The sequence below is a fragment of the Burkholderia sp. A2 genome, assembly GCF_001729305.1.
Lineage (GTDB): Bacteria > Pseudomonadota > Gammaproteobacteria > Burkholderiales > Burkholderiaceae > Burkholderia > Burkholderia sola.
Genome location: NZ_LZXX01000127.1, coordinates 154,303 through 172,459 on the forward strand (window position 1 = coordinate 154,303; position 18,157 = coordinate 172,459).

Annotated in this window: 19 protein-coding genes, 1 tRNA gene and 1 pseudogene; 11 read left to right on the forward strand and 10 right to left on the reverse strand. The window is 66.3% G+C overall.

The window, feature by feature from the left end:
- Nucleotides 1-34: 34 nt before the first annotated feature.
- Complete coding sequence (locus tag A9Z05_RS29270; protein ID WP_069621143.1) at nucleotides 35-1,171, reverse strand: lytic transglycosylase domain-containing protein; 1,137 nt, start codon at nucleotides 1,169-1,171, stop codon at nucleotides 35-37.
- Between the two features lie 597 nt (nucleotides 1,172-1,768).
- Here A9Z05_RS29270 and A9Z05_RS29275 point away from each other — a divergent pair.
- Both A9Z05_RS29275 and A9Z05_RS29280 read left to right on the forward strand, forming a co-directional pair.
- Nucleotides 1,769-3,325 carry a UbiD family decarboxylase gene (locus A9Z05_RS29275; protein WP_069621144.1) on the forward strand — a complete coding sequence of 519 codons (1,557 nt, stop codon included), beginning with the start codon at nucleotides 1,769-1,771 and terminating at the stop codon, nucleotides 3,323-3,325.
- A gap of 58 nt (nucleotides 3,326-3,383) precedes the next feature.
- Nucleotides 3,384-4,052, forward strand: coding sequence for a LysE family translocator (locus tag A9Z05_RS29280; protein ID WP_069621145.1), 669 nt, complete (start codon nucleotides 3,384-3,386; stop codon nucleotides 4,050-4,052).
- A 116-nt stretch (nucleotides 4,053-4,168) separates the two neighbouring features.
- On the opposite strand, the gene A9Z05_RS29285 is transcribed toward A9Z05_RS29280, so the two are convergent.
- Nucleotides 4,169-4,465 (reverse strand): hypothetical protein, encoded by a 297-nt coding sequence (locus A9Z05_RS29285; protein ID WP_006488565.1) that lies wholly within the window; start codon nucleotides 4,463-4,465, stop codon nucleotides 4,169-4,171.
- A gap of 514 nt (nucleotides 4,466-4,979) precedes the next feature.
- On the opposite strand from A9Z05_RS29285, the gene A9Z05_RS29290 reads away from it, so the two are divergent.
- Complete coding sequence (locus tag A9Z05_RS29290; protein ID WP_069621146.1) at nucleotides 4,980-5,909, forward strand: Rossmann-like and DUF2520 domain-containing protein; 930 nt, start codon at nucleotides 4,980-4,982, stop codon at nucleotides 5,907-5,909.
- Between the two features lie 75 nt (nucleotides 5,910-5,984).
- Nucleotides 5,985-6,548 carry a YggT family protein gene (locus tag A9Z05_RS29295; RefSeq protein ID WP_069621147.1) on the forward strand — a complete coding sequence of 188 codons (564 nt, stop codon included), beginning with the start codon at nucleotides 5,985-5,987 and terminating at the stop codon, nucleotides 6,546-6,548.
- 13 nt (nucleotides 6,549-6,561) lie between these two features.
- Here A9Z05_RS29295 and A9Z05_RS29300 read toward each other — a convergent pair whose 3' ends face one another.
- Nucleotides 6,562-6,912 carry a DUF190 domain-containing protein gene (locus tag A9Z05_RS29300; RefSeq protein WP_069621222.1) on the reverse strand — a complete coding sequence of 117 codons (351 nt, stop codon included), beginning with the start codon at nucleotides 6,910-6,912 and terminating at the stop codon, nucleotides 6,562-6,564.
- Between the two features lie 23 nt (nucleotides 6,913-6,935).
- A complete protein-coding gene (gene crcB, locus A9Z05_RS29305) occupies nucleotides 6,936-7,322 on the reverse strand; it encodes a fluoride efflux transporter CrcB (RefSeq protein WP_069621148.1) in 387 nt (128 codons plus the stop codon).
- 406 nt (nucleotides 7,323-7,728) lie between these two features.
- Between crcB and A9Z05_RS29310 the strand changes: the two genes are divergently transcribed.
- Nucleotides 7,729-8,940, forward strand: a complete 1,212-nt coding sequence (locus A9Z05_RS29310) for a S53 family peptidase (RefSeq protein ID WP_069621149.1) — start codon at nucleotides 7,729-7,731, stop codon at nucleotides 8,938-8,940.
- A 36-nt stretch (nucleotides 8,941-8,976) separates the two neighbouring features.
- Here A9Z05_RS29310 and A9Z05_RS29315 read toward each other — a convergent pair whose 3' ends face one another.
- From A9Z05_RS29315 to A9Z05_RS29325, 3 genes and pseudogenes are all read right to left on the reverse strand, one after another.
- Nucleotides 8,977-9,846 carry a Sir2 family NAD-dependent protein deacetylase gene (locus A9Z05_RS29315; RefSeq protein WP_069621150.1) on the reverse strand — a complete coding sequence of 290 codons (870 nt, stop codon included), beginning with the start codon at nucleotides 9,844-9,846 and terminating at the stop codon, nucleotides 8,977-8,979.
- 183 nt (nucleotides 9,847-10,029) lie between these two features.
- Nucleotides 10,030-10,410, reverse strand: coding sequence for a DUF4406 domain-containing protein (locus A9Z05_RS29320; RefSeq protein WP_069621151.1), 381 nt, complete (start codon nucleotides 10,408-10,410; stop codon nucleotides 10,030-10,032).
- Nucleotides 10,407-11,005 (reverse strand): annotated as a pseudogene (locus A9Z05_RS29325) (NUDIX domain-containing protein). Before A9Z05_RS29325 ends, A9Z05_RS29320 begins: the two are co-directional and overlap by 4 nt.
- A gap of 90 nt (nucleotides 11,006-11,095) precedes the next feature.
- On the opposite strand from A9Z05_RS29325, the gene A9Z05_RS29330 reads away from it, so the two are divergent.
- The 3 genes from A9Z05_RS29330 to A9Z05_RS29340 all read left to right on the forward strand — a co-directional run bounded on the left by A9Z05_RS29330 (nucleotide 11,096) and on the right by A9Z05_RS29340 (nucleotide 13,142).
- Nucleotides 11,096-11,851: a DeoR/GlpR family DNA-binding transcription regulator gene (locus A9Z05_RS29330; RefSeq protein WP_069621152.1), complete on the forward strand. Its 756-nt coding sequence runs from the start codon at nucleotides 11,096-11,098 to the stop codon at nucleotides 11,849-11,851.
- A gap of 140 nt (nucleotides 11,852-11,991) precedes the next feature.
- The gene (locus tag A9Z05_RS29335) at nucleotides 11,992-12,603 is read left to right on the forward strand and encodes a chromate transporter (protein ID WP_069621153.1); all 612 of its coding nucleotides are present in this window, start codon (nucleotides 11,992-11,994) and stop codon (nucleotides 12,601-12,603) included.
- Entirely contained in the window at nucleotides 12,600-13,142 is a 543-nt protein-coding gene (locus A9Z05_RS29340; RefSeq protein ID WP_069621154.1) for a chromate transporter, read from the forward strand. The genes A9Z05_RS29335 and A9Z05_RS29340 overlap by 4 nt, the downstream gene beginning before the upstream one ends.
- A gap of 144 nt (nucleotides 13,143-13,286) precedes the next feature.
- Here A9Z05_RS29340 and A9Z05_RS29345 read toward each other — a convergent pair whose 3' ends face one another.
- The 3 genes from A9Z05_RS29345 to A9Z05_RS29355 all read right to left on the reverse strand — a co-directional run bounded on the left by A9Z05_RS29345 (nucleotide 13,287) and on the right by A9Z05_RS29355 (nucleotide 15,544).
- On the reverse strand, nucleotides 13,287-14,465 hold the full coding sequence (locus tag A9Z05_RS29345; protein ID WP_069621155.1) for an enolase C-terminal domain-like protein: 1,179 nt from the start codon (nucleotides 14,463-14,465) through the stop codon (nucleotides 13,287-13,289).
- A gap of 343 nt (nucleotides 14,466-14,808) precedes the next feature.
- A complete protein-coding gene (locus A9Z05_RS29350; protein ID WP_027783759.1) occupies nucleotides 14,809-15,153 on the reverse strand; it encodes a cupin domain-containing protein in 345 nt (114 codons plus the stop codon).
- Nucleotides 15,154-15,313: 160 nt separating this feature from the next.
- On the reverse strand, nucleotides 15,314-15,544 hold the full coding sequence (locus A9Z05_RS29355) for a hypothetical protein (RefSeq protein ID WP_069621156.1): 231 nt from the start codon (nucleotides 15,542-15,544) through the stop codon (nucleotides 15,314-15,316).
- Nucleotides 15,545-15,890: 346 nt separating this feature from the next.
- On the opposite strand from A9Z05_RS29355, the gene A9Z05_RS36575 reads away from it, so the two are divergent.
- From A9Z05_RS36575 to trmB, 3 genes are all read left to right on the forward strand, one after another.
- Entirely contained in the window at nucleotides 15,891-16,724 is an 834-nt protein-coding gene (locus A9Z05_RS36575) for a hypothetical protein (protein ID WP_141723504.1), read from the forward strand.
- A gap of 391 nt (nucleotides 16,725-17,115) precedes the next feature.
- A tRNA-Gly gene (locus A9Z05_RS29360) sits at nucleotides 17,116-17,190 on the forward strand.
- A gap of 131 nt (nucleotides 17,191-17,321) precedes the next feature.
- Nucleotides 17,322-18,098 (forward strand): tRNA (guanosine(46)-N7)-methyltransferase TrmB, encoded by a 777-nt coding sequence (gene trmB, locus A9Z05_RS29365; RefSeq protein ID WP_069621157.1) that lies wholly within the window; start codon nucleotides 17,322-17,324, stop codon nucleotides 18,096-18,098.
- The last annotated feature ends 59 nt before the right edge of the window (nucleotides 18,099-18,157 follow it).

The following is an 18,157-nucleotide window of genomic DNA, read 5'->3' on the forward strand; positions in this document are numbered from 1 at the left end:
CTGCCGGCCGGAGCCGCGCGGAGCGCGTGACGCGTTACGCGCCGAGCTCCGAGTGATCGCCGTGCGACTGCTTCGCGGTATCGACGCTGGCGTCGTCCTGCGACGCCGCTTCCTTCGGCGCCGCCTTGATCGACGTCGTGCCGTCGAGCGTCGCATGCACGCGCTTCGCGCCGCCTGCCGCGGCCGTCACGGCAGCGGCGGTGACGATCGGCTTCGCGGGCTGCGCGGGCGCCTGCGGCGCGTTGATCGGCACGCTGCGGCCGCGCGCGACGTCGCGCAGGCGACCGCGCTCGGCCATCACCTTCGAGCCGTAGCCGTTGTCGTCAGGGTTCGTCGAGCCGTTGTACAGGCGCAGGCCGCTCGCCAGCGAGCCGCCGCGCGCGATGCAGTCCTTCAGCACCAGGGCGCCGACCTGCAGGTTCGCGAGCGGTTGCAGCGCGGTGTCGGTGCCGCCGAAATACTCGAACTTGTCGGAGTGAACCTTCGACATCACCTGCATCAGCCCCTTCGCGCCGACGCCGCTTTCGGCGTACGGGTTGAAGCCCGATTCGATCGCCATCACGGACAGCAGCAGCAACGGATCGAGGCCGACGTCACGCCCGGTCTGGAACGCGGCCTTGACGAGCTGGCCGAGCGGCTCCTGCGCGACGCGGTAACGGCGCGACAGATAGGTGGCGACGAGCGCCTGTTCGCGGTTCGACGCGAGTGCGCGATCGTCGCGGGCATCGGCCGCCACGCGCTGAATCGGAATCAGCTTGGCCAGTGCGACGGGCGACGGGCCGGTGCGGGCCGCGTCGGACGCATCGCCCTGGGCGCCTTGAGCGCCCTGTGCGGCGGTTTCCGGTGCGACATCGAGGCCGACCGCAAGCGCATCCGCTTCCGGTGTGTCTTCCTGCTGCGGCTGCGCGCCGGCAGGCGCGAAGTTCGGCAGCGGATGGCCGGACAGCAGACGGGCCGGACCGGCCTGCACGGCCGCGGACACGACCGGCATCAGCTTCGCGGCGAGCGTGCCGCGGACGGTTGGCAGCAGCCACAGTGCAAGCGCAACCGCGACAGCGAAACAGCCGACAACGCTGAATAGATGGTGACTGACACGCGTCCCGCGACGCAGCAAGTTGCGCACGATTTGCGCATGCTGCTCAGTGGGACGCCACGATAACCAAGCGTTCATTCAGATCATCTCCCATGAACATGACTCGTGCGGCTCGCTCAGCTCGATGGCGAGACAGAAAACGCGCCGCGGAATCACGACGCCGCACGCCTTGGTTGGGACGCGCAAGCATCGGGGAAACGGTATAAGTACCGTTCGAGGCCACGGTGTAAGAAGGCCGGCGCCTTCGCACACTGGGCGAGGCGGGCATACGCGGTGGCACCCACGCAAAAAACCAGCGTCTGGTGGCGCTGGCTGGGACTACGACATAAGCCGTCGAAGACGCCGTGCAGGATTCGGCGGACGGTGACGCGCTGCGTCAAAGATCGGTGATTGGCGGCTCGAAGCCTTTTACCCTGCAACCAATGTGAGCGGATTCTAGCAGGGTTTTATAGATCGTCAACACTATAAAACTTAAAAACTATAACAAAAAGTAATTTAAAACCCCTCTTCAGAACGCAATCCCCGTGCCGTAGGGGGTTTGCGCGCGGTCGACTTTTTTCTGCGCCGGGCGGCCGGGCGGCTGCGCGGGTAAAATCGTCGGTCGATTCGGGGTCGCAGCCGGCCGCTGCGCCCGCCCATCGCTGCCCGTCCCTGCGGGTAGCTCGGACCTTCTTCATGAAATACAAAGACTTACGCGATTTCATTCAGCGCCTCGAGGCGCTCGGCGAGCTGCGGCGCGTCACGCAGCCCGTGTCGCCCGTGCTCGAAATGACCGAGCTGTGCGACCGCGTGCTGCGCGCCGGCGGCCCCGCGCTGCTGTTCAACGCGCCGCCCGGCAACGCGTTTCCGGTGCTCGGCAACCTGTTCGGCACGCCGCGCCGCGTCGCGCTCGGGATGGGCGTCGATGCGGGCGACGATGCCGCGCTCGGCTCGCTGCGCGATCTCGGACGCCTGCTGTCCGCGCTGAAGGAACCCGATCCGCCGAAGAGCCTGAAGGACGCCGGCAAGCTGCTGTCGCTCGCGAAGGCGGTGTGGGACATGGCGCCGAAGTCGGTGTCGTCGCCGCCGTGCCAGGAGATCGTCTGGGAAGGCGCCGACGTCGATCTGGACAAGCTGCCGATCCAGACCTGCTGGCCCGGCGATGCGGGGCCGCTCGTCACGTGGGGCCTGACGGTCACGCGCGGGCCGAACAAGTCGCGCCAGAATCTCGGCATCTACCGTCAGCAGCTGATCGGCCGCAACAAGCTGATCATGCGCTGGCTCGCCCATCGCGGCGGCGCGCTCGACTTCCGCGAGTTCGCGCTGCAGAACCCGGGCAAGCCGTATCCGGTCGCGGTCGTGCTCGGCGCCGATCCGGCGACGACGCTCGGCGCGGTGACGCCGGTGCCCGATTCGCTGTCCGAGTATCAGTTCGCCGGCCTGCTGCGCGGCAGCCGCACGGAACTCGCGAAGTGCCTGACGCCCGGCGTCGACACGCTGCAGGTGCCGGCGCGCGCGGAGATCGTGCTCGAAGGCTTCATTCATCCGCAGGAAGGCGCTCCCGGCCCCGCTCCGGCCGGCGCGCCGCCACGCCCGGCCGGCCATGCGGCGGCCGCATACGAGCACGCGCTCGAAGGGCCGTACGGCGACCATACCGGCTATTACAACGAGCAGGAGTGGTTTCCCGTGTTCACCGTCGAGCGCATCACGATGCGCCGCGACGCGATCTACCACTCGACCTACACGGGCAAGCCGCCCGACGAGCCCGCGGTGCTCGGCGTCGCGCTCAACGAGGTGTTCGTGCCGCTGCTGCAGAAGCAGTTCACGGAAATCACCGACTTCTACCTGCCGCCCGAAGGCTGCAGCTACCGGATGGCCATCGTCCAGATGAAGAAGAGCTACGCGGGCCATGCGAAGCGCGTGATGTTCGGCGTGTGGAGCTTCCTGCGGCAGTTCATGTATACGAAGTTCATCGTGGTCGTCGACGAGGACGTGAACATCCGCGACTGGAAGGAAGTGATCTGGGCGATCACGACACGTGTCGACCCCGTGCGCGACACGGTGATGGTCGACAGCACGCCGATCGACTATCTCGACTTCGCGTCGCCGGTGGCCGGACTCGGCTCGAAGATGGGGCTCGACGCGACCAACAAGTGGCCGGGCGAAACGAGCCGCGAATGGGGCCGCCCGATCGAGATGGACGCGGCCGTGAAGGCGCGCGTCGACCGGCTGTGGCAGGAGATCGGCCTCTGACGCCACACGGCCGGCGCGCGCCGGCCCGCGCATCGCAATCGCCGCAGGCACCCAGAAGATGAGCTTTCCACCCGCCTCCATGCTGTCCGACGGATTCTTTCTGTCGCTGTCGTTGTGTCTCGACATCGGCCTCGTGAACGTCGCGATGCTGTCGCTCACGCTGTCGCATGGCTTCCGGCCGGGCTTCTGGCTCGGCGTCGGGTCGTGCGTCGGCGATCTCGTCTACGCGGCGCTCGCGCTCGCGGGGATGGCCGTGCTGCTGCAGTTCGAACCCGTGCGCTGGATCGTGTGGATCGGCGGCGGCGCGGTGCTGCTGTTCCTGACGTGGAAGATGGCGCGCGAAGCACTGACACCCGCGAAGTCGACCAACGACGACGCGGACGACGCACCCCAACCACGGGCGAGCGCGCGGCGCAGCTTTCTGCGCGGGATGCTGCTCGCGATGTCGTCGCCGAGCGCGATCCTGTGGTTCGCGGCGGTCGGCGGTGCGCTGATCGCGAAAGCCGGTGCGACCACGCCGGCCACCGCGTCGGTGTTCCTGTCGGGCTTTTTCCTCGGCGGCCTCGCGTGGACGCTCTTCATGTGCACGCTCGCGAGCCAGGGCCGCAAGCGCGCGGGCGCCGGGCTGATGCGGGCGTGTCACGTCGCGTCGGCGCTGCTGTTCGCGTACTTCTCGTACAGCGTGATCGTCGGCGGCTACCGCGACCTGATCGTGCACGCGGTGTAATCGCGGCCGCGCCGGCGACGGCGCCATATGTCACAGCCCCAATGAAAAACGGCGCAGCGCCCCTCGCGGGACGTTGCGCCGTTTTGCCGCGCGCGGTCAGGCCGCGCGGAGACGAATCAGCGACGCCAGTAGCCGTGATGGCCCCAGCCGCCGTAACCATGGCGCCAGTACGGGCGACCGTAGTAGCCGCCGACGACCACCGCGGGCGGCGGCGCATAGTAGGCCGGCGCCGGCGCGTAATAGACGGGCGGAGGCGGCGGCGCGTAGTACACGGGCGGCGGCGGTGCGTAGACGGGGTAAGCGGGTGCGACCGGGATGCCGATGCCGACCCCGATCGACACGTGAGCCTGCGCGGCGCTTGCGGCACCCAGGCCCAGCGCGGCGGCGGCGATGAACGGAATGAGCTTTTTCACTTCGATTCTCCTGCTGGAGCGGTATTTTAGGCGCTCCTGTCGGCAACGGCGGGCATGCACGTCGCATGCAAGCAATGTAGCGAAAACCCGCCCCGCGCGTATCGTGCATTTGTTGCAAATTGCAATTGCACGCGGCCGCAGCGGCCGTCCGGCGCGGTGCCGGGCGTCGGCCGCGCGCCTTGCGGGTCGCGCGATTCCGTCCGAGGAGTCGGCCCCCGGCATGCCGACCGGTCAGTCTTACCGGATCCAGCGCGCACAGCGGGCACGCAGACGTAATGAACGATTACAAATTCGACACAACATGCCGACATTCCACATCGGATGTGGCGGCGCGGTGTTTAGGGGTCGGATTCCACGATCCTGATTCGGCCGCGATGCCGGACGCTGGCCGCCCATCGACCTCTCTGCGTACCGGTAATTCATACACGCGGCAGCCCCGCGGCCGGTCTTCCGCGAAACGGTCGTCATTCCTGCGATACTGGCGGCTGCTTCGTTTTTGCTTACATCCGCCGCCATGCCGCTTCCCGACACACCCCGCCTCGGCTTCATCGGCGCCGGCCGCCTCGCGCGCTGTGTCGCGCAGCGTTTCGCGCAGGCCGGCTTCCCCATCGTCGCGATCGCGAGCCGCACACCCGCGTCGGCCGCCGGCCTCGCCGCGCGCATCGACGGCTGCCGCGCGGTCGCCACCCCGCAGCAGGTGGTCGACGCCGCCGACCTGATCTTCGTGACGATGCCCGACGATCATCTCGCGTCGAGCGCCGCGGCGCTGCGCTTCGACGCATCGCGCGCCGCCGGCCAGGCGGTCGTCCATTGCAGCGGCGCATCGCCGGTCGCGCTGCTCGATCCGGCAAAGCAACAAGGCGCGGCCACCGGCGGCTTCCATCCGCTCTATCTGTTCGGCGGCAGCGACGCCGACCTCGCGCGCATCGACGGCTGCTCGGTCACGATCGAAGCGGACGGTGCGCTGCACGCGACGCTGCTGCGACTTGCCGCCGCACTCGGCTGTCATCCGCTGTCGATTCCGGCCGGCGGCCGGATGCTGTATCACGCGGCCGCCCACTACGCGGCGAGCTTCGCGCTGTGCGGGCTGTCGGAAGCGGTCGAGCTGTGGCGCGGCCTTGGTTTCGACGAGGACGCCGCGCTGCGCGCGCTGCTGCCGATGCTCGCCGGCACGATCGAGACCGCGCGCGACAAGGGGCTCGCGAATGCGCTGGCCGGGCCGGTATCGCGCGGCGACACGGCCATCGTCGAGCGCCAGCTCGCGCTGCTCGAAGCGCGCGGCGGCGATCACGCGATGCTGTACGCGCTGCTGACGCGCCGCGCGGTCGCGCTCGCGGCAAAACGCGCGGCGCCGCCGGCGTCGCTGCCGGCGCTGGCCGAAGCCGTTGAAAAGTCCCTCGCGCGCGCGACCACGCCCCCCTCCCCGTCGCGAGACGAGGCGTGATAAGGTGTCGGCCGATGCGCCGCCAACCGGCGTTGGCGGCCGCACGCTACTGACTGTATAAAAAGGATGCCAACGATGTTCGGCGAGATCGCCCGTTTTCTGCTCAATACCGTCTTCACGCTATTCGGCGCCGCGCTGATTCTGCGCGTCTGGATGCAGGCCGTCCGCGTGCCGCCGTACAACCCCGTCACGCAAGCCGTGCTGCAGGCGACCAACTGGCTCGTGCTGCCGCTGCGCCGCGTGATCGCGGGCGTACGCGGCATCGACTGGGCCAGCGTCGTCGCCGCGCTGCTCACCGCGCTCGTCTATGTCGTGCTGATGGTCGTGATGGCCGGCTTCGATCCGGCCGCCGTGATCGCGACGCTCGTCGTGGTCGCGCTGCTCACCGTCGTGAAATGGGCGCTCAACCTCGTGATCTGGATGACGATCCTGATGGCGCTGCTGTCGTGGCTCAACCCGCGCTCGCCGGCGATGCCGATCCTCTACCAGCTCACCGCGCCGTTCCTGAACCCGCTGCGCCGCGTGATTCCGAACCTCGGCGGCATCGACCTGTCGCCGATCCTGCTGTTCGTGATCGTGCAGGTGCTGCTGATGGTCGTCACACGCGCCGCCGTGTCGCTGACGATGTTCGGCATCTGATCCGGCGCGACGCCTACGCCGCCGGCCCCTGCGCCGGCGGTGCGCCGAGCGTGTCGATCACGCCGAACTGCACGGGCATCATCGCGTAGCACACGCGCACTTTCTCGTGCGACAACCGCTCGAGCAGCCGCTGCGCCTCGTCCTCGGTGACGATGAATTCGACCTCGATCGCAAGCGAACCCTGCAGTTCGAAAAAACGATCCTCGTGCAGCACGCGATGCTGGCCGAAACCGGCCATCGCGCGAAACGCGGAACCGCCCGCGACGCCCATCCGGTTCGCCTCGTCCAACAGCCATTCCCACAGCGGCTTCCAGTGCAACCGATGCTGCTCGTGCACGTAGAAGCGCAACAAGACCCTGTCCATCGCTCCCTCCGATGGCAGCCCGTTCAGGCCGCCGCGAGCCACGCGCGCGCGGTCCACATGCCGAGCGCCGTCAGCGCGAACGATCCAGTCAAGTGTAGGACAGCCACCGCCAACGCCCATCCGAATTCGCCGTCGAGCGCGTGCGTCATCACTTCGACCGAATAGGTCGAGAACGTCGTGAGGCCGCCGAGAAAGCCCGTGATCACGAACAGCCGCCACTCGGGCGGCAACCCGACGCGAACGGTGAACACGACGGCGGCCACGCCGATCACGTAGCCGCCGAGCAGGTTCGACGCGAGCGTGCCGAGCGGCACCGCGGGAAAGAACGCGTTGAGCGCGAGGCTCAGGAACCAGCGCAGCAACGCGCCGAGGCCGGCGCCGACGAAGATCGCGACGATCGAATAGAACAAGGGCACCCCTCACGGACGACGCCGCGCACGCGGCTACGCTGAACTGTATGCGGAATCGCGCCGCGCCGGCAATGCCGACGGGCCGTGCACGCAGGCGGCGGATCGTATCGCGATCGCATGACGCGTTTCACGATTTCCCCCGCGCGCCGCCGTGGATATTTACCGGACGATTACATCCGACATGACGAACCAATTTTGAACCCCCGATTATTCATCAGCTTTTTTAAAACCGATAAAGCAGCTCGACCGCGCGCAGGTTAACCCTGCAAACGCTTGTCCCATCAAGGCTCCACGTACTTTCCCTTATCAGACATTCCCGTATTCGGCCGATATTCGATGTAGTTATCGCCGTCGATTTCGTAGAATTGTTTCGCCACTCCACTCCATCGACATGGAGACTCGAAAAATGAACAATATCCGCCTGTCATCCATGTTGATCCCGGCGCTGTGCGCATCGCTGCTCGCGTCGGGCGTCGCGCTCGCCGACGGCAACGGGCCGCCGTCCTATGTCGAAGGCAACCGCGCGCCGAAAGGATTCGCACGCCCGCCGTTCCACACGAAGCCGCGCGCGAGCACCGCCACGATCGCCGGTCTCACGCCGGCGCTCACCCGACATGCATACGGATTCGACACGATCGCGAACCAGGGCGACGGGATGATCGTCGCGATTGTCGACGCGTACGACGACCCGAAGATCGAAGCCGATCTCGGCGTGTTCAGCAATGCGTTCTCGCTGCCGCCCTGCACGTCGTCGAACGGCTGTTTCACCAAGGTGTACGCCCGCGGTGCCCGGCCCAAGCCCAATGCAGGCTGGTCACTCGAGATCTCGCTCGACGTCGAATGGGTGCATGCGATCGCGCCGAAGGCGAAGATCGTGCTCGTCGAGGCGGCATCGGCCAGCTTCAACGACCTGATGGCCGCGGTGGACGTCGCGGTCAAGCGCGGCGCGTCGGTCGTGTCGATGAGTTTCGGCGGCAACGAATTCAGCAGCGAGACCGGCTTCGACAGCCACTTCAACGTACCGGGCGTCACGTTCGTGGCGTCGTCCGGCGACAGCGGCACCGGCACCGAATACCCGGCCGCGTCGCCTTACGTGGTGTCCGTCGGCGGCACGACGCTGTCGTCGGATACGGCCGGCAATTACATCGGCGAGGCGGCGTGGAGCGGCAGCGGCGGCGGCGTGAGCAGCGTCGAGGCCGAGCCGGCCGGCCAGACCGCCTGGCCGATTCCGGTGGCCGGCAAGCGCGGCGTGCCCGACGTCAGTTACGACGCGAATCCGTCCAGCGGTTTCGCGGTGTACGACTCGGTCACCTATCAGGGGCAGGCCGGCTGGTTCCAGGTGGGCGGCACGAGCGCGGGTGCGCCGCAATGGGCGGCGCTCGTCGCGATCGCGAATTCGCTGCGCACGGCGGCCGGCAAGACATCGTTGAGCGGCGCCTACGACACGCTCTATGCGGTCGGCAAAACCGCGTACGGCAGCGACTTCCACGACGTGACGACCGGGTCCAACGGCAATTGCGGCAGCGTCTGCAGCGCGGCGGGCGGCTACGACTACGTGACGGGCCTCGGTTCGCCGATCGCGCCGGCGCTCGTGCAAGCGCTCGTCGCGCGGCCGTAAACCCGGGCCCCGGCCGGTCGCCTCGTGGCGCGTGGCTCAGCCGCCGCGCCACGCGCGGTCGAGCGCATTCAACGTCGCCCGCGCACCGCCCTTCAGCCCGATCACGTCCGCCCGGCGCGCATGCGCGTCGCGCGTGTTGATGCGGATCACGTCGGCGCCGAGCCGTTCGCTCAGCAGACGCACGGTCGGAATCGCGGTGCCCGCGCCGATCTCGACCACGGCGACGCGCCCGGCCCGCGCGATCCAGTCTTCGAGCGCGCGCTCCTGCGCGTCGTAGCGCGCACCGAGCCAGCCGGTGTCGCCGAACATCAGGATGTTCGGTCGCGCGAGACCGCCGCAGTGCGGGCAGCGCGGCATGTCGCCAACGAGGCGGCACGTCGCTTCGTCGACCGCCGGCACGAATGTCGCCGCGTCCCACGTGTCGTCCGTGCACGGGCGCAGGCACTGCATCGCATGAATCGAACCGTGGATCTCGACGATGCGCGCCGGATCGAAGCCGGCCTTCTGGAACTGGCCGTCGACGTTGCTCGTCAGCACGAAGCCGCCGTTCGGCATCGCATCGATCCAGCGGCGCAGGATCGCGAAGCCCGCATGCGGCGTCGTCGCGCGGTAAAGCGCGAGACGATGCCCGTAGAAGCCCCATGCGAGCGCCGCACGCGCACGAAACGCGTGCGGCGACGCGATCTCGTGGAATTCGAAACGCTCGTGGCGCAGCGCCGGATACGCGCGCCAGAAACCGTCCGTACCGCGAAAATCGGGCAGCCCGGAATCGACGCCGATGCCCGCGCCGGCCGTGACGAGCAATGCGTCGGCGCGCGCGAGTGCGGCGACGGCGGACGCGACGAGATCGGCGGGAAGCGGCGCGGCGGCGGAGTCGGCGGGATCAGCGGGATCGGAAAGCGGCATGATGGAAAAACGGTGGCGTCGAACGTTGCGCGGGTGGCGTCGCGATCATACGCCGGTTCGGGTGTCGCGCCGCATCGGCGACGCAACGACGTGGCGCTGCGCGCGTGCGGCAGCCGGCGATGCGAATGCGCGCCGTCCGCAAGCGCCGCACCGGCGATGCCGCGACCCGGCGCCTACGCTTGCTCAGTGAGCCGATTCGTCCTGCGCAACCGGCATCTCGTCGACCGCGAAATAGACCGGCTTGCCGAGTTGCCGCGCGAGCGCGACGTCCGCATCCGCCCCGCGCGACGCGCCATCGATGCGCAGTACCGCATCGCAACGCCGCAGCAGCCGGTGCGCGGCCGGATACAGGAACGCCTCGCCGATCGCGTCGCCCACCTGCGTCGAGCCGGCCGCGGCCGCGAGCGGCAACGACACCCATTCGCCGATCATCGGCACGTGCCCGCGGCGATACACGGCGAGCGCCGCTGCTTCCAGCCGGTGCAGGTTCGCGGCGATGCGCGCCGGGTCGCCGTCCGTGCCGCTGCGATACGGGCCGGCGATCAGCACGAGCCGCGGCGTCATGCGGCGCGCGCGCCGGCGGTTTCCCGCAGCGCGACGTACTGCAGCAGCATGATCGTCTTCGCGTCGACGATCTCGCCGCGCTCGATCGCGTCCAGCGCCGCCTGCAGCGGCATCTCGACGACCTCCAGATCCTCGCCCTCTTCCGCGACGCCGCCGCCCGCGCCGGTGCGCAGCGACGCATCGTATTCGCCGACGAAGAAATGCAGCTTCTCCGTCACGGAACCCGGGCTCATGAACGCCTCGAACACCTTGCGCACGCCGCGCACGCGATAGCCGGTCTCCTCCTCGGCCTCCGCGCGGATGCGCGCCTCGGGCGTGTCGTCGTCGAGCAGCCCGGCGGCCGCCTCGAGCAGCATGCCGTCGTGTCCGCTCACGTACGCCGGCATCCGGAACTGGCGCGTCAGCAGCACGTCGCCGTCTCGGCATGACGCAGCAGGATCGTCGCGCCGTTGCCGCGATCGTAGGTCTCGCGGCTCAGGCGCTGCCACGTTCCGTCGCGGCGCAGGAAATCGAACGTCACCTTGCGCAGCACATACCAGTCGTCGGACAGCACCGTCGTATCGACGATGCGCACCCGCTCCCGCGTTGCAGCCATTCCAGCCATTGCAGACTCCGGTTCGACAAAGGACGGCGCTCATGGTAACGTGCAGATTCGTGCAATTTCAAGAATTTTCGTGCAAACACGATGCTGACGACGCAACGCAAGAAGGCGATCCTCGATGCGCTCGAGCGCGACGGCCAGGTACTGGCCGCCGAGCTGAGCGTGCAATTCGGCGTGTCCGAAGACACGGTGCGCCGCGACCTGCGCGAGCTCGCGGCCGAAGGGCTGTTGCAGCGCGTGCATGGCGGTGCGCTGCCGGCGTCGCCGGCCGTCGCGCCGTTCGCGCAGCGCGAGGCGCTCGACACCACGGAGAAGCGGCGCATCGCGCGGCGAGCCGCGCAGATGATCGCGCCCGGACAGGTGGCGATCGTCGATGGCGGCACGACCTCCGCGCTGCTCGTCAGCCAGTTGCCGGCCGACCTGCGCGCGACGATCGTCACGCACAGCCCGAGCGTCGCGGTCGCGCTGGCCGCGCATCCGTCGATCGACGTGATCCTGATCGGCGGCCGGCTCTACAAGCACTCGATCGTCGCGGTCGGCGCGGCGGCGATGGAAGGCATCGCGCGCATTCATGCGGACCTGTATTTCATGGGCGTCACGGGCGTGCATCCGGTCGTCGGCCTGAGCACCGGCGATTTCGAGGAAGCGGCGATCAAGCGCGCGCTGGCCGAACGCGCGGCCGAGACGGTCGTGCTCGCGTCGCAATCGAAGCTGCGTGCGGCATCGCAGTTCGTGATCGGTGACATCTCGCTGGCGCAGACGGTCGTCGTCGAGAAGGAAACCGACGCCGCGCTGACAAAGCCGATCGAGGCGGCGGGTGTGACGGTGGTGCGCGCGTAGCGTGCGATGCATTGGTATTCGCGCTTGTCAGCTCGGTTGCAAAGTGTCGTCGCGCAGGCGCCCGAATCGATGTCAGCGTGCTGACAGGCACCGCTTGCTAACATGGGCGATCGCCCGATCGCCACGTGTCCGCCCGCCCGATGCCCTCGCCCTCCGCCCCGACTCCCTCGGCACCGCCCGCAGGCGACGCACCGTCGCCGGGCGTCCTCGCGCTGTTCGTCGCGTTCGCGCAGATCGGCCTGACCAGCTTCGGCGGCGGGCTCAGCGGCCGAATGATGCGCGACTTCGTGCACGAGCGACGCTGGCTCGACGAAGAGGCGTTCCTCAACGGTCTCGCGCTGTCGCAGGCGTTGCCGGGCGTCAACGTGAAGAACCTCGCGATCTGGATCGGCTACCGGCTCGCCGGATGGCGCGGCGCGGTGGCCGGCTTCACCGGCATCATCGCGCCGCCGGCCGTGCTGATCGTGCTGTTCGGCGTCGCGTTCTCGACGCTTACGCGCTTTCCGCTCACGCATGTCGCGCTCGCCGGGGCGGCGGCCGCGGCGATCGGGCTGTCGATCTCGATGGCCGTCACCGCGGTGCGCCGGCTGCCGCGCCGCGTGCTGCCGTTCGCGATCATGACGCTCACCTTTGTGTCGGTTGCGGTACTGCACTGGCCGCTCGTGTGGACCGTGCTGATCGGCGGCACGCTGAGCGTCGCGCTCGAATACCGTCGCGCGGCCGCCGCGCCGGTCGGGAGCGACGCACGATGAACGCATCTGCGCGGTACGCAGCACTGTTCGGCGTGTTCGCGCCGCTATCGATTGCAACGATCGGCGGCGGGCAGGCGGTCATCGCGGATATCCAGCGGCAAGTCGTCGACGTGCATCACTGGATGAGCGCCACGCAATTCGTGAACGACTTCGCGATCGCACGGATGGCGCCGGGCCCCGGCTCGCTGCTGGCGACGCTGATCGGCTGGCAGGTGGCCGGCTTCTGGGGCGCGGTGATCGCGACGCTCGCGCTGTTCGGCCCGACCGCGTTCCTGATCTACGGCGTCGCGCATCTATGGCGGCGGCACCGGGGCGCGCGCTGGCAGATCGCGCTCGAAGCCGGCCTGCGTCCGGTTGCGGCCGGCATGATCCTCGCGTCGGTGTGCGTGCTGCTGCAGGCGCTCGACGGCGGGTGGGCCGCACGCGCGATCGCGATTGTGTCGACGCTGTGCGTGATGTACACGCGCGTTCATGCGCTGCTGTTGATCGCGGTCGGTGCACTGTTGCTCGTCGGCTTGCACGTGCTCGGCGGCGTGTAGCGCGGCGCCATTGCCTTTACGTTGCGACGCTGCCTGGGCGCCTAGACGTCCTGACGCCTGGACGGCGGCGACACACCGGCGCGCTCGGACAACAGCCGGATTAGCGCGGGAATGCCGCGGTGCGCGATCGACGCGCTGTAGGCGTCAGCGGCCCGCTATCGACACCGATCCCGATACCGCGCGGAATACGTCGTGCGCGTGGGCATGCAGCTCGAATCCGATGCCCGGCGCTTGCGGCACGCGCGCGTATCCCGCATCGACGATTTCGCCATCGGCGAGTCCGCTGAACGGATGGAATGCGAACGGGCTGACTTCCGCACCGCCGAGCCCGAGCGCCGCGACGACGTGCAACGAGAACAGGTGGCCGCCGTGCGGCCAGAACGCGTCGCGCCGCCAGCCGCGCGATACGAAGTGATCGACGATCTGCAGATAGCCCGGCAGCCCGTAGCCGTGCACGGGATCGAACACCAGTACGTCGCGGTCGTTGCGCAAGCCGCCGTAACGGTCGAGCAGCTTCGCTTCCGCGAGCGAGAACAGCGCTTCGCCTGCCGCGATCGGCGGCGCGTATCGCGTGGCCACGTCTGCCTGGAGCGGCAGATCGAGCGGATCGCAGATGTCCTCGAACCACCAGAGGCCGAACGGCGCGAGCATGTTGGCCGCCTCGTGGGCGGTCGTCGCGTCGTACGTGTTCATCGCGTCGACTGCGAGATGCGCAGGGCTGGCGAGCTGGGCGGCCGCGGTTTCGATGCGGCGCCGGTCCTGCTCGAGATCCGCGCCGCCGATCTTGATCTTCGCGCGCGTGTAGCCGAGATCGGCGATCCGGCGCATCTCGTCCGACAGGCGCGCGAGATCGTCATGCGGATAGCGGTAGCCGCCGCCCGCGTACACGCGCACGCGCGACTGCGGCGTGCGTTCGAGACGATCGGCGAGAAAGCCGTGCAACGGCAGGTCGGCGATCTTCGCGGCGGCGTCCCAGATCGCCATGTCGAGCGTGCCGACCGCGACGCAGCGTTCGCCGTGCCCGCCCGGCTTCTCGCCGGCCATCATCGCGCGCCACGCGCGGAACGGGTCGAGGTTGGTGCCGGCTTCGTCGGCGAGTGCGTCGGCGGCGGCGAGCAGACGCGGCGCGAACCGTTCGCGGATGAGGCCACCCTGCGCGAAGCGGCCGATCGACGCGTAGCCGTAGCCCGTCACCGGGCGGCCGCCGCGCACGATGTCGGTAACGACCGCGACGACGCTCGTCGTCAGGCCGCCGGACGGAATCGCCGGATCGGCATAGCGGGACACGGGAATCGCACGTTCGTGGATCGCGGTGATGCGCATGGTCGGGGCTCCGGAGGGGCGTCCGGCGCAGGCGGAAGGTTCAGGCGCTGCAGCGGAAACGGTGGGCGGATCGCTGCATCTTAGGGGTTTGCGTGACAGCGTGCAGGACCGGTAGCGAGCGTCATCGCGTCGTCGCAGAACAACCGCGCGTCGAATTCGTCATGGGGGGCGATCGGATAGCGGAGCGCGCCGAGCACGCGCCCATCCTCGGCGCGCTGCTTCCGAACCGGGTGACTTTTATTGAGCCGGAATCTTCGCTCGCCCCTTCCGGCTTCGTGAACCGCGAAGACGCGGGGCGATGACGGTATGCATGGGTCGGGTCGGGTCGAATCGACCGCCCCGCTCAGGCGAAGACGAAGTACTTGCGGACCGTCTCCACCACTTCCCACGTGCCTTTCATGCCGGGTTCGATCACGAACACGTCGCCGGCTTTGAGGTGCACCGGCTCCTCACCTTCCGGCGTGATGATGCAGTAGCCATCGAGAAAGTGACAGTACTCCCATTTTTCATAATTCACCTCGAACTTGCCCGGCGTGCAGATCCAGGTGCCCATGATCTTGCTACCGTCCTTCGAGACGTACGCGTTGAGGTTCACGGTGTGCGGATCGCCGCCAATGCGCTTCCATTTGGTCGCGTCAAGGACAGGCGTCGGGCAGGTTTTGCGCAGAACGGTGATGAAATCGGACATGTCGGCTCCAGACTGATGATCGTATGAGAGACCTGTCACGTTAGTTCGAAAGCTTTACCCGGGCTTGTATGCTTCCGACGCCGACTCGTCTATTTTCGACAGCGCCGGTGTGCACGCTTACCCCGGTATGCGCGCGCGTCTTTGGAGAAGTGCAGAAATCTCAAGATTCGGGCGGACGACCGCTGTACGTCGCCCACGCGGATTCGATGGTCCTCGCGTCCACCTCGCCCGCCTCGAATCCTGGAACATCTTCGAGAAGCATCAGCAAACTTTCGATGAAATCCGCCCGCGAAAGCTTGCCGCCGAAATCTTCACGCGCCGCGGCAGCCAAATCGTCAATCTTTTCGGCGAGCAGCGACGAGGTATCGTTGGGGTGTTGAGTAACGTCCATGCGACGACTATCCCGACTACTCCATAAACTTCACAACAAGTTTTCCTTCATCTTGACGCAAAGCTACATTGGATTAATTCATAACGACGAACGTAATCTTTCGTACTCGCGCGTACACGAAGGCAACGCCAAGCAGCCGAATGCGAGCTATCGCGGGAGGCTGAAATTATCCACTTATAATATGGCAAACCGGGGCCGCGCCTCCAACTTCGGTGTAGTATGTATGCCAACCCTTGCCACCCCCTCACCAGCAATATAATTGACGCAACATACATTTAGATCATCAGACACATCAGTACCGACCAACATCACGCACAACAACACTTTACCCTGGACCACATAAACCATGACAGATCCGATCGCCATAACTTCTGCCGCAGTAACAGCCTATCTGAGCAAAGATGGAGTAGAGAAATTATTGGGCCCCACAGCAGAATATCTCGGTGGAGAACTGAAAAATATCGTCGAAAAAGGGCAGAAAAATATCGCCTCGATATTCTCCAGAGCGACAAAAAAAGCAGGAAATAAACTCGACAAACCAGGAAGCGTCAATCCACGCGTACTCAAACATGTTATGGACGAGGGGAGGTTTACCGAAGATGAATTACTCTCTGAATATTTTGGTGGCGTTTTAGCTTCGGCGCGCACCCCAGATGGATTCGATGACCGCGGCGCTTACTACGCACAAGTTGTTCAGTCCATGTCGATCTACCAATTAAGATTACATTATCTCTTCTATTATCTGATATGGCAACTTGCAAAAGGCAAGCAATTGAGCCTGAGCAGCTACGTCGGACGCCACGAAATGGAAATAATAATTCCAGTCGACATTTATTCCCAAACCTTCTCCGCAATCGACCCAAGAAAAGAAGAGCCAATTATTGCCCATGCCTTAGCCGGCCTAACCAGACAAGAACTTATTGGAGACCACTGGGTTTTTTCTGGACCAAAGCAAATGCAACAATCAAAAATAGAAACGACGTCCCATGCATTTTTCATCACACCCACCATCGCAGGAATTGAACTATTTGTCTGGGCCCATGGGCGCGGCGAGGATGGCATGCAAGCATTCTTAGATACCACGCTTGTCCAAAAAGATGAGTTGAATATCCAGCTCCCGCATCTTGCTCGTTTTAAGACCCCCAAAGAGGCGGCAGCGCGCGCGTACGTCACCGAATAAATTCGAGATCACCACCAGCAGCAGATTAATTTATCCACACATGCTCGTGGTGATTCTTAGCAAGCACAATGCTGCACGATCACCTCGCCTCAATCACTGAAAAATTTCAACAAAATTTAGTGCCAGATAGTGGGTGCACAATTGAGCGTTCACGAGTCACGTAAAATTTATAGGTTCGCCTCTGCAGAACATAATCTCCCTCACCAGGAGTCTCCCAAGAACGTAATGTGGAATCAAGAAACCGAGGAATCTTGATGCGTTGTCGAGCCCGAATCGTCACCGCTGCAAGCGACGCCACTGCTCCGGCATCGAGCCATGCCAGTTTTGATGCCAGCAGCCAGGATCCGACGCTTGCCATCCCCACCCAAACCCCTGTAGAATCGCCAATTCCGCGGGCGTCGTATAATGGCCATTACCTCAGCTTCCCAAGCTGATGACGTGGGTTCGATTCCCATCGCCCGCTCCACTTTGCGGCTGCACGACAGCCTGCGCATGAGCCGCCTCGTCGAAGGCGGCTTTTTTGTACCATGCGCCGAATCGCCCGGCAGCATTGCTGCGCAACGGGCCCTCGCCCGAACCGAGCCTTTCTCTGTACCGATGATGCACGACGATCCGAACGAAGCCGGCCTGCCGCCGCACGACGACGCCATTCCCGACGAAGCCGACCAAGCCGGCGCAGGCGCCGACGAAGTCAATCCGCTGCACCGCCGCCGCATCCGCAGCTTCGTGACGCGTGCCGGCCGCGTGTCGACCGGCCAGCGCCGCGCGCTCGACGAATTCGGCCCGCGCTTCGTCGTCCCGTATGCGCCGGAACTGCCGGACTGGAACGCGATCTTCGGCCGCAGCGCGCCGCGCATCCTCGAGATCGGTTTCGGGATGGGCGCATCGACCGCGGAAATCGCCGCGCACCGCCCGGGCGACGATTTCCTCGGCGTCGAGGTACACGAGCCGGGCGTCGGCGCGCTGCTGAAGCTGATCGGCGAGCAGGATCTGACGAACATCCGCATCATCCAGCACGACGCGGTCGAGGTGCTCGAGCACATGATCGCGCCGGAAAGCCTCGACGGCGTGCACATCTTCTTCCCCGACCCGTGGCACAAGGCGCGTCACCACAAGCGCCGGCTGATCCAGCCGCCGCTCGTCGCGCATCTCGCATCGCGCCTGAAGCCCGGCGCGTACCTGCACTGCGCGACCGACTGGCAGAACTACGCGGAGCAGATGCTGGAAGTGCTCGGCGCGGAACCGACGCTCGAAAACACGGCCGCCGATTACGCGCCGCGCCCCGACTACCGCCCGGTGACGAAGTTCGAACGGCGTGGGCTGCGGCTCGGCCACGGCGTGTGGGACCTGGTGTTCCGCAAGCGCGCAAGCTGAGCGTCCCACCCTGCGCAGAATGAAAAATCCCGACCGGCGTCTCGCGCCGGTCGGGATTT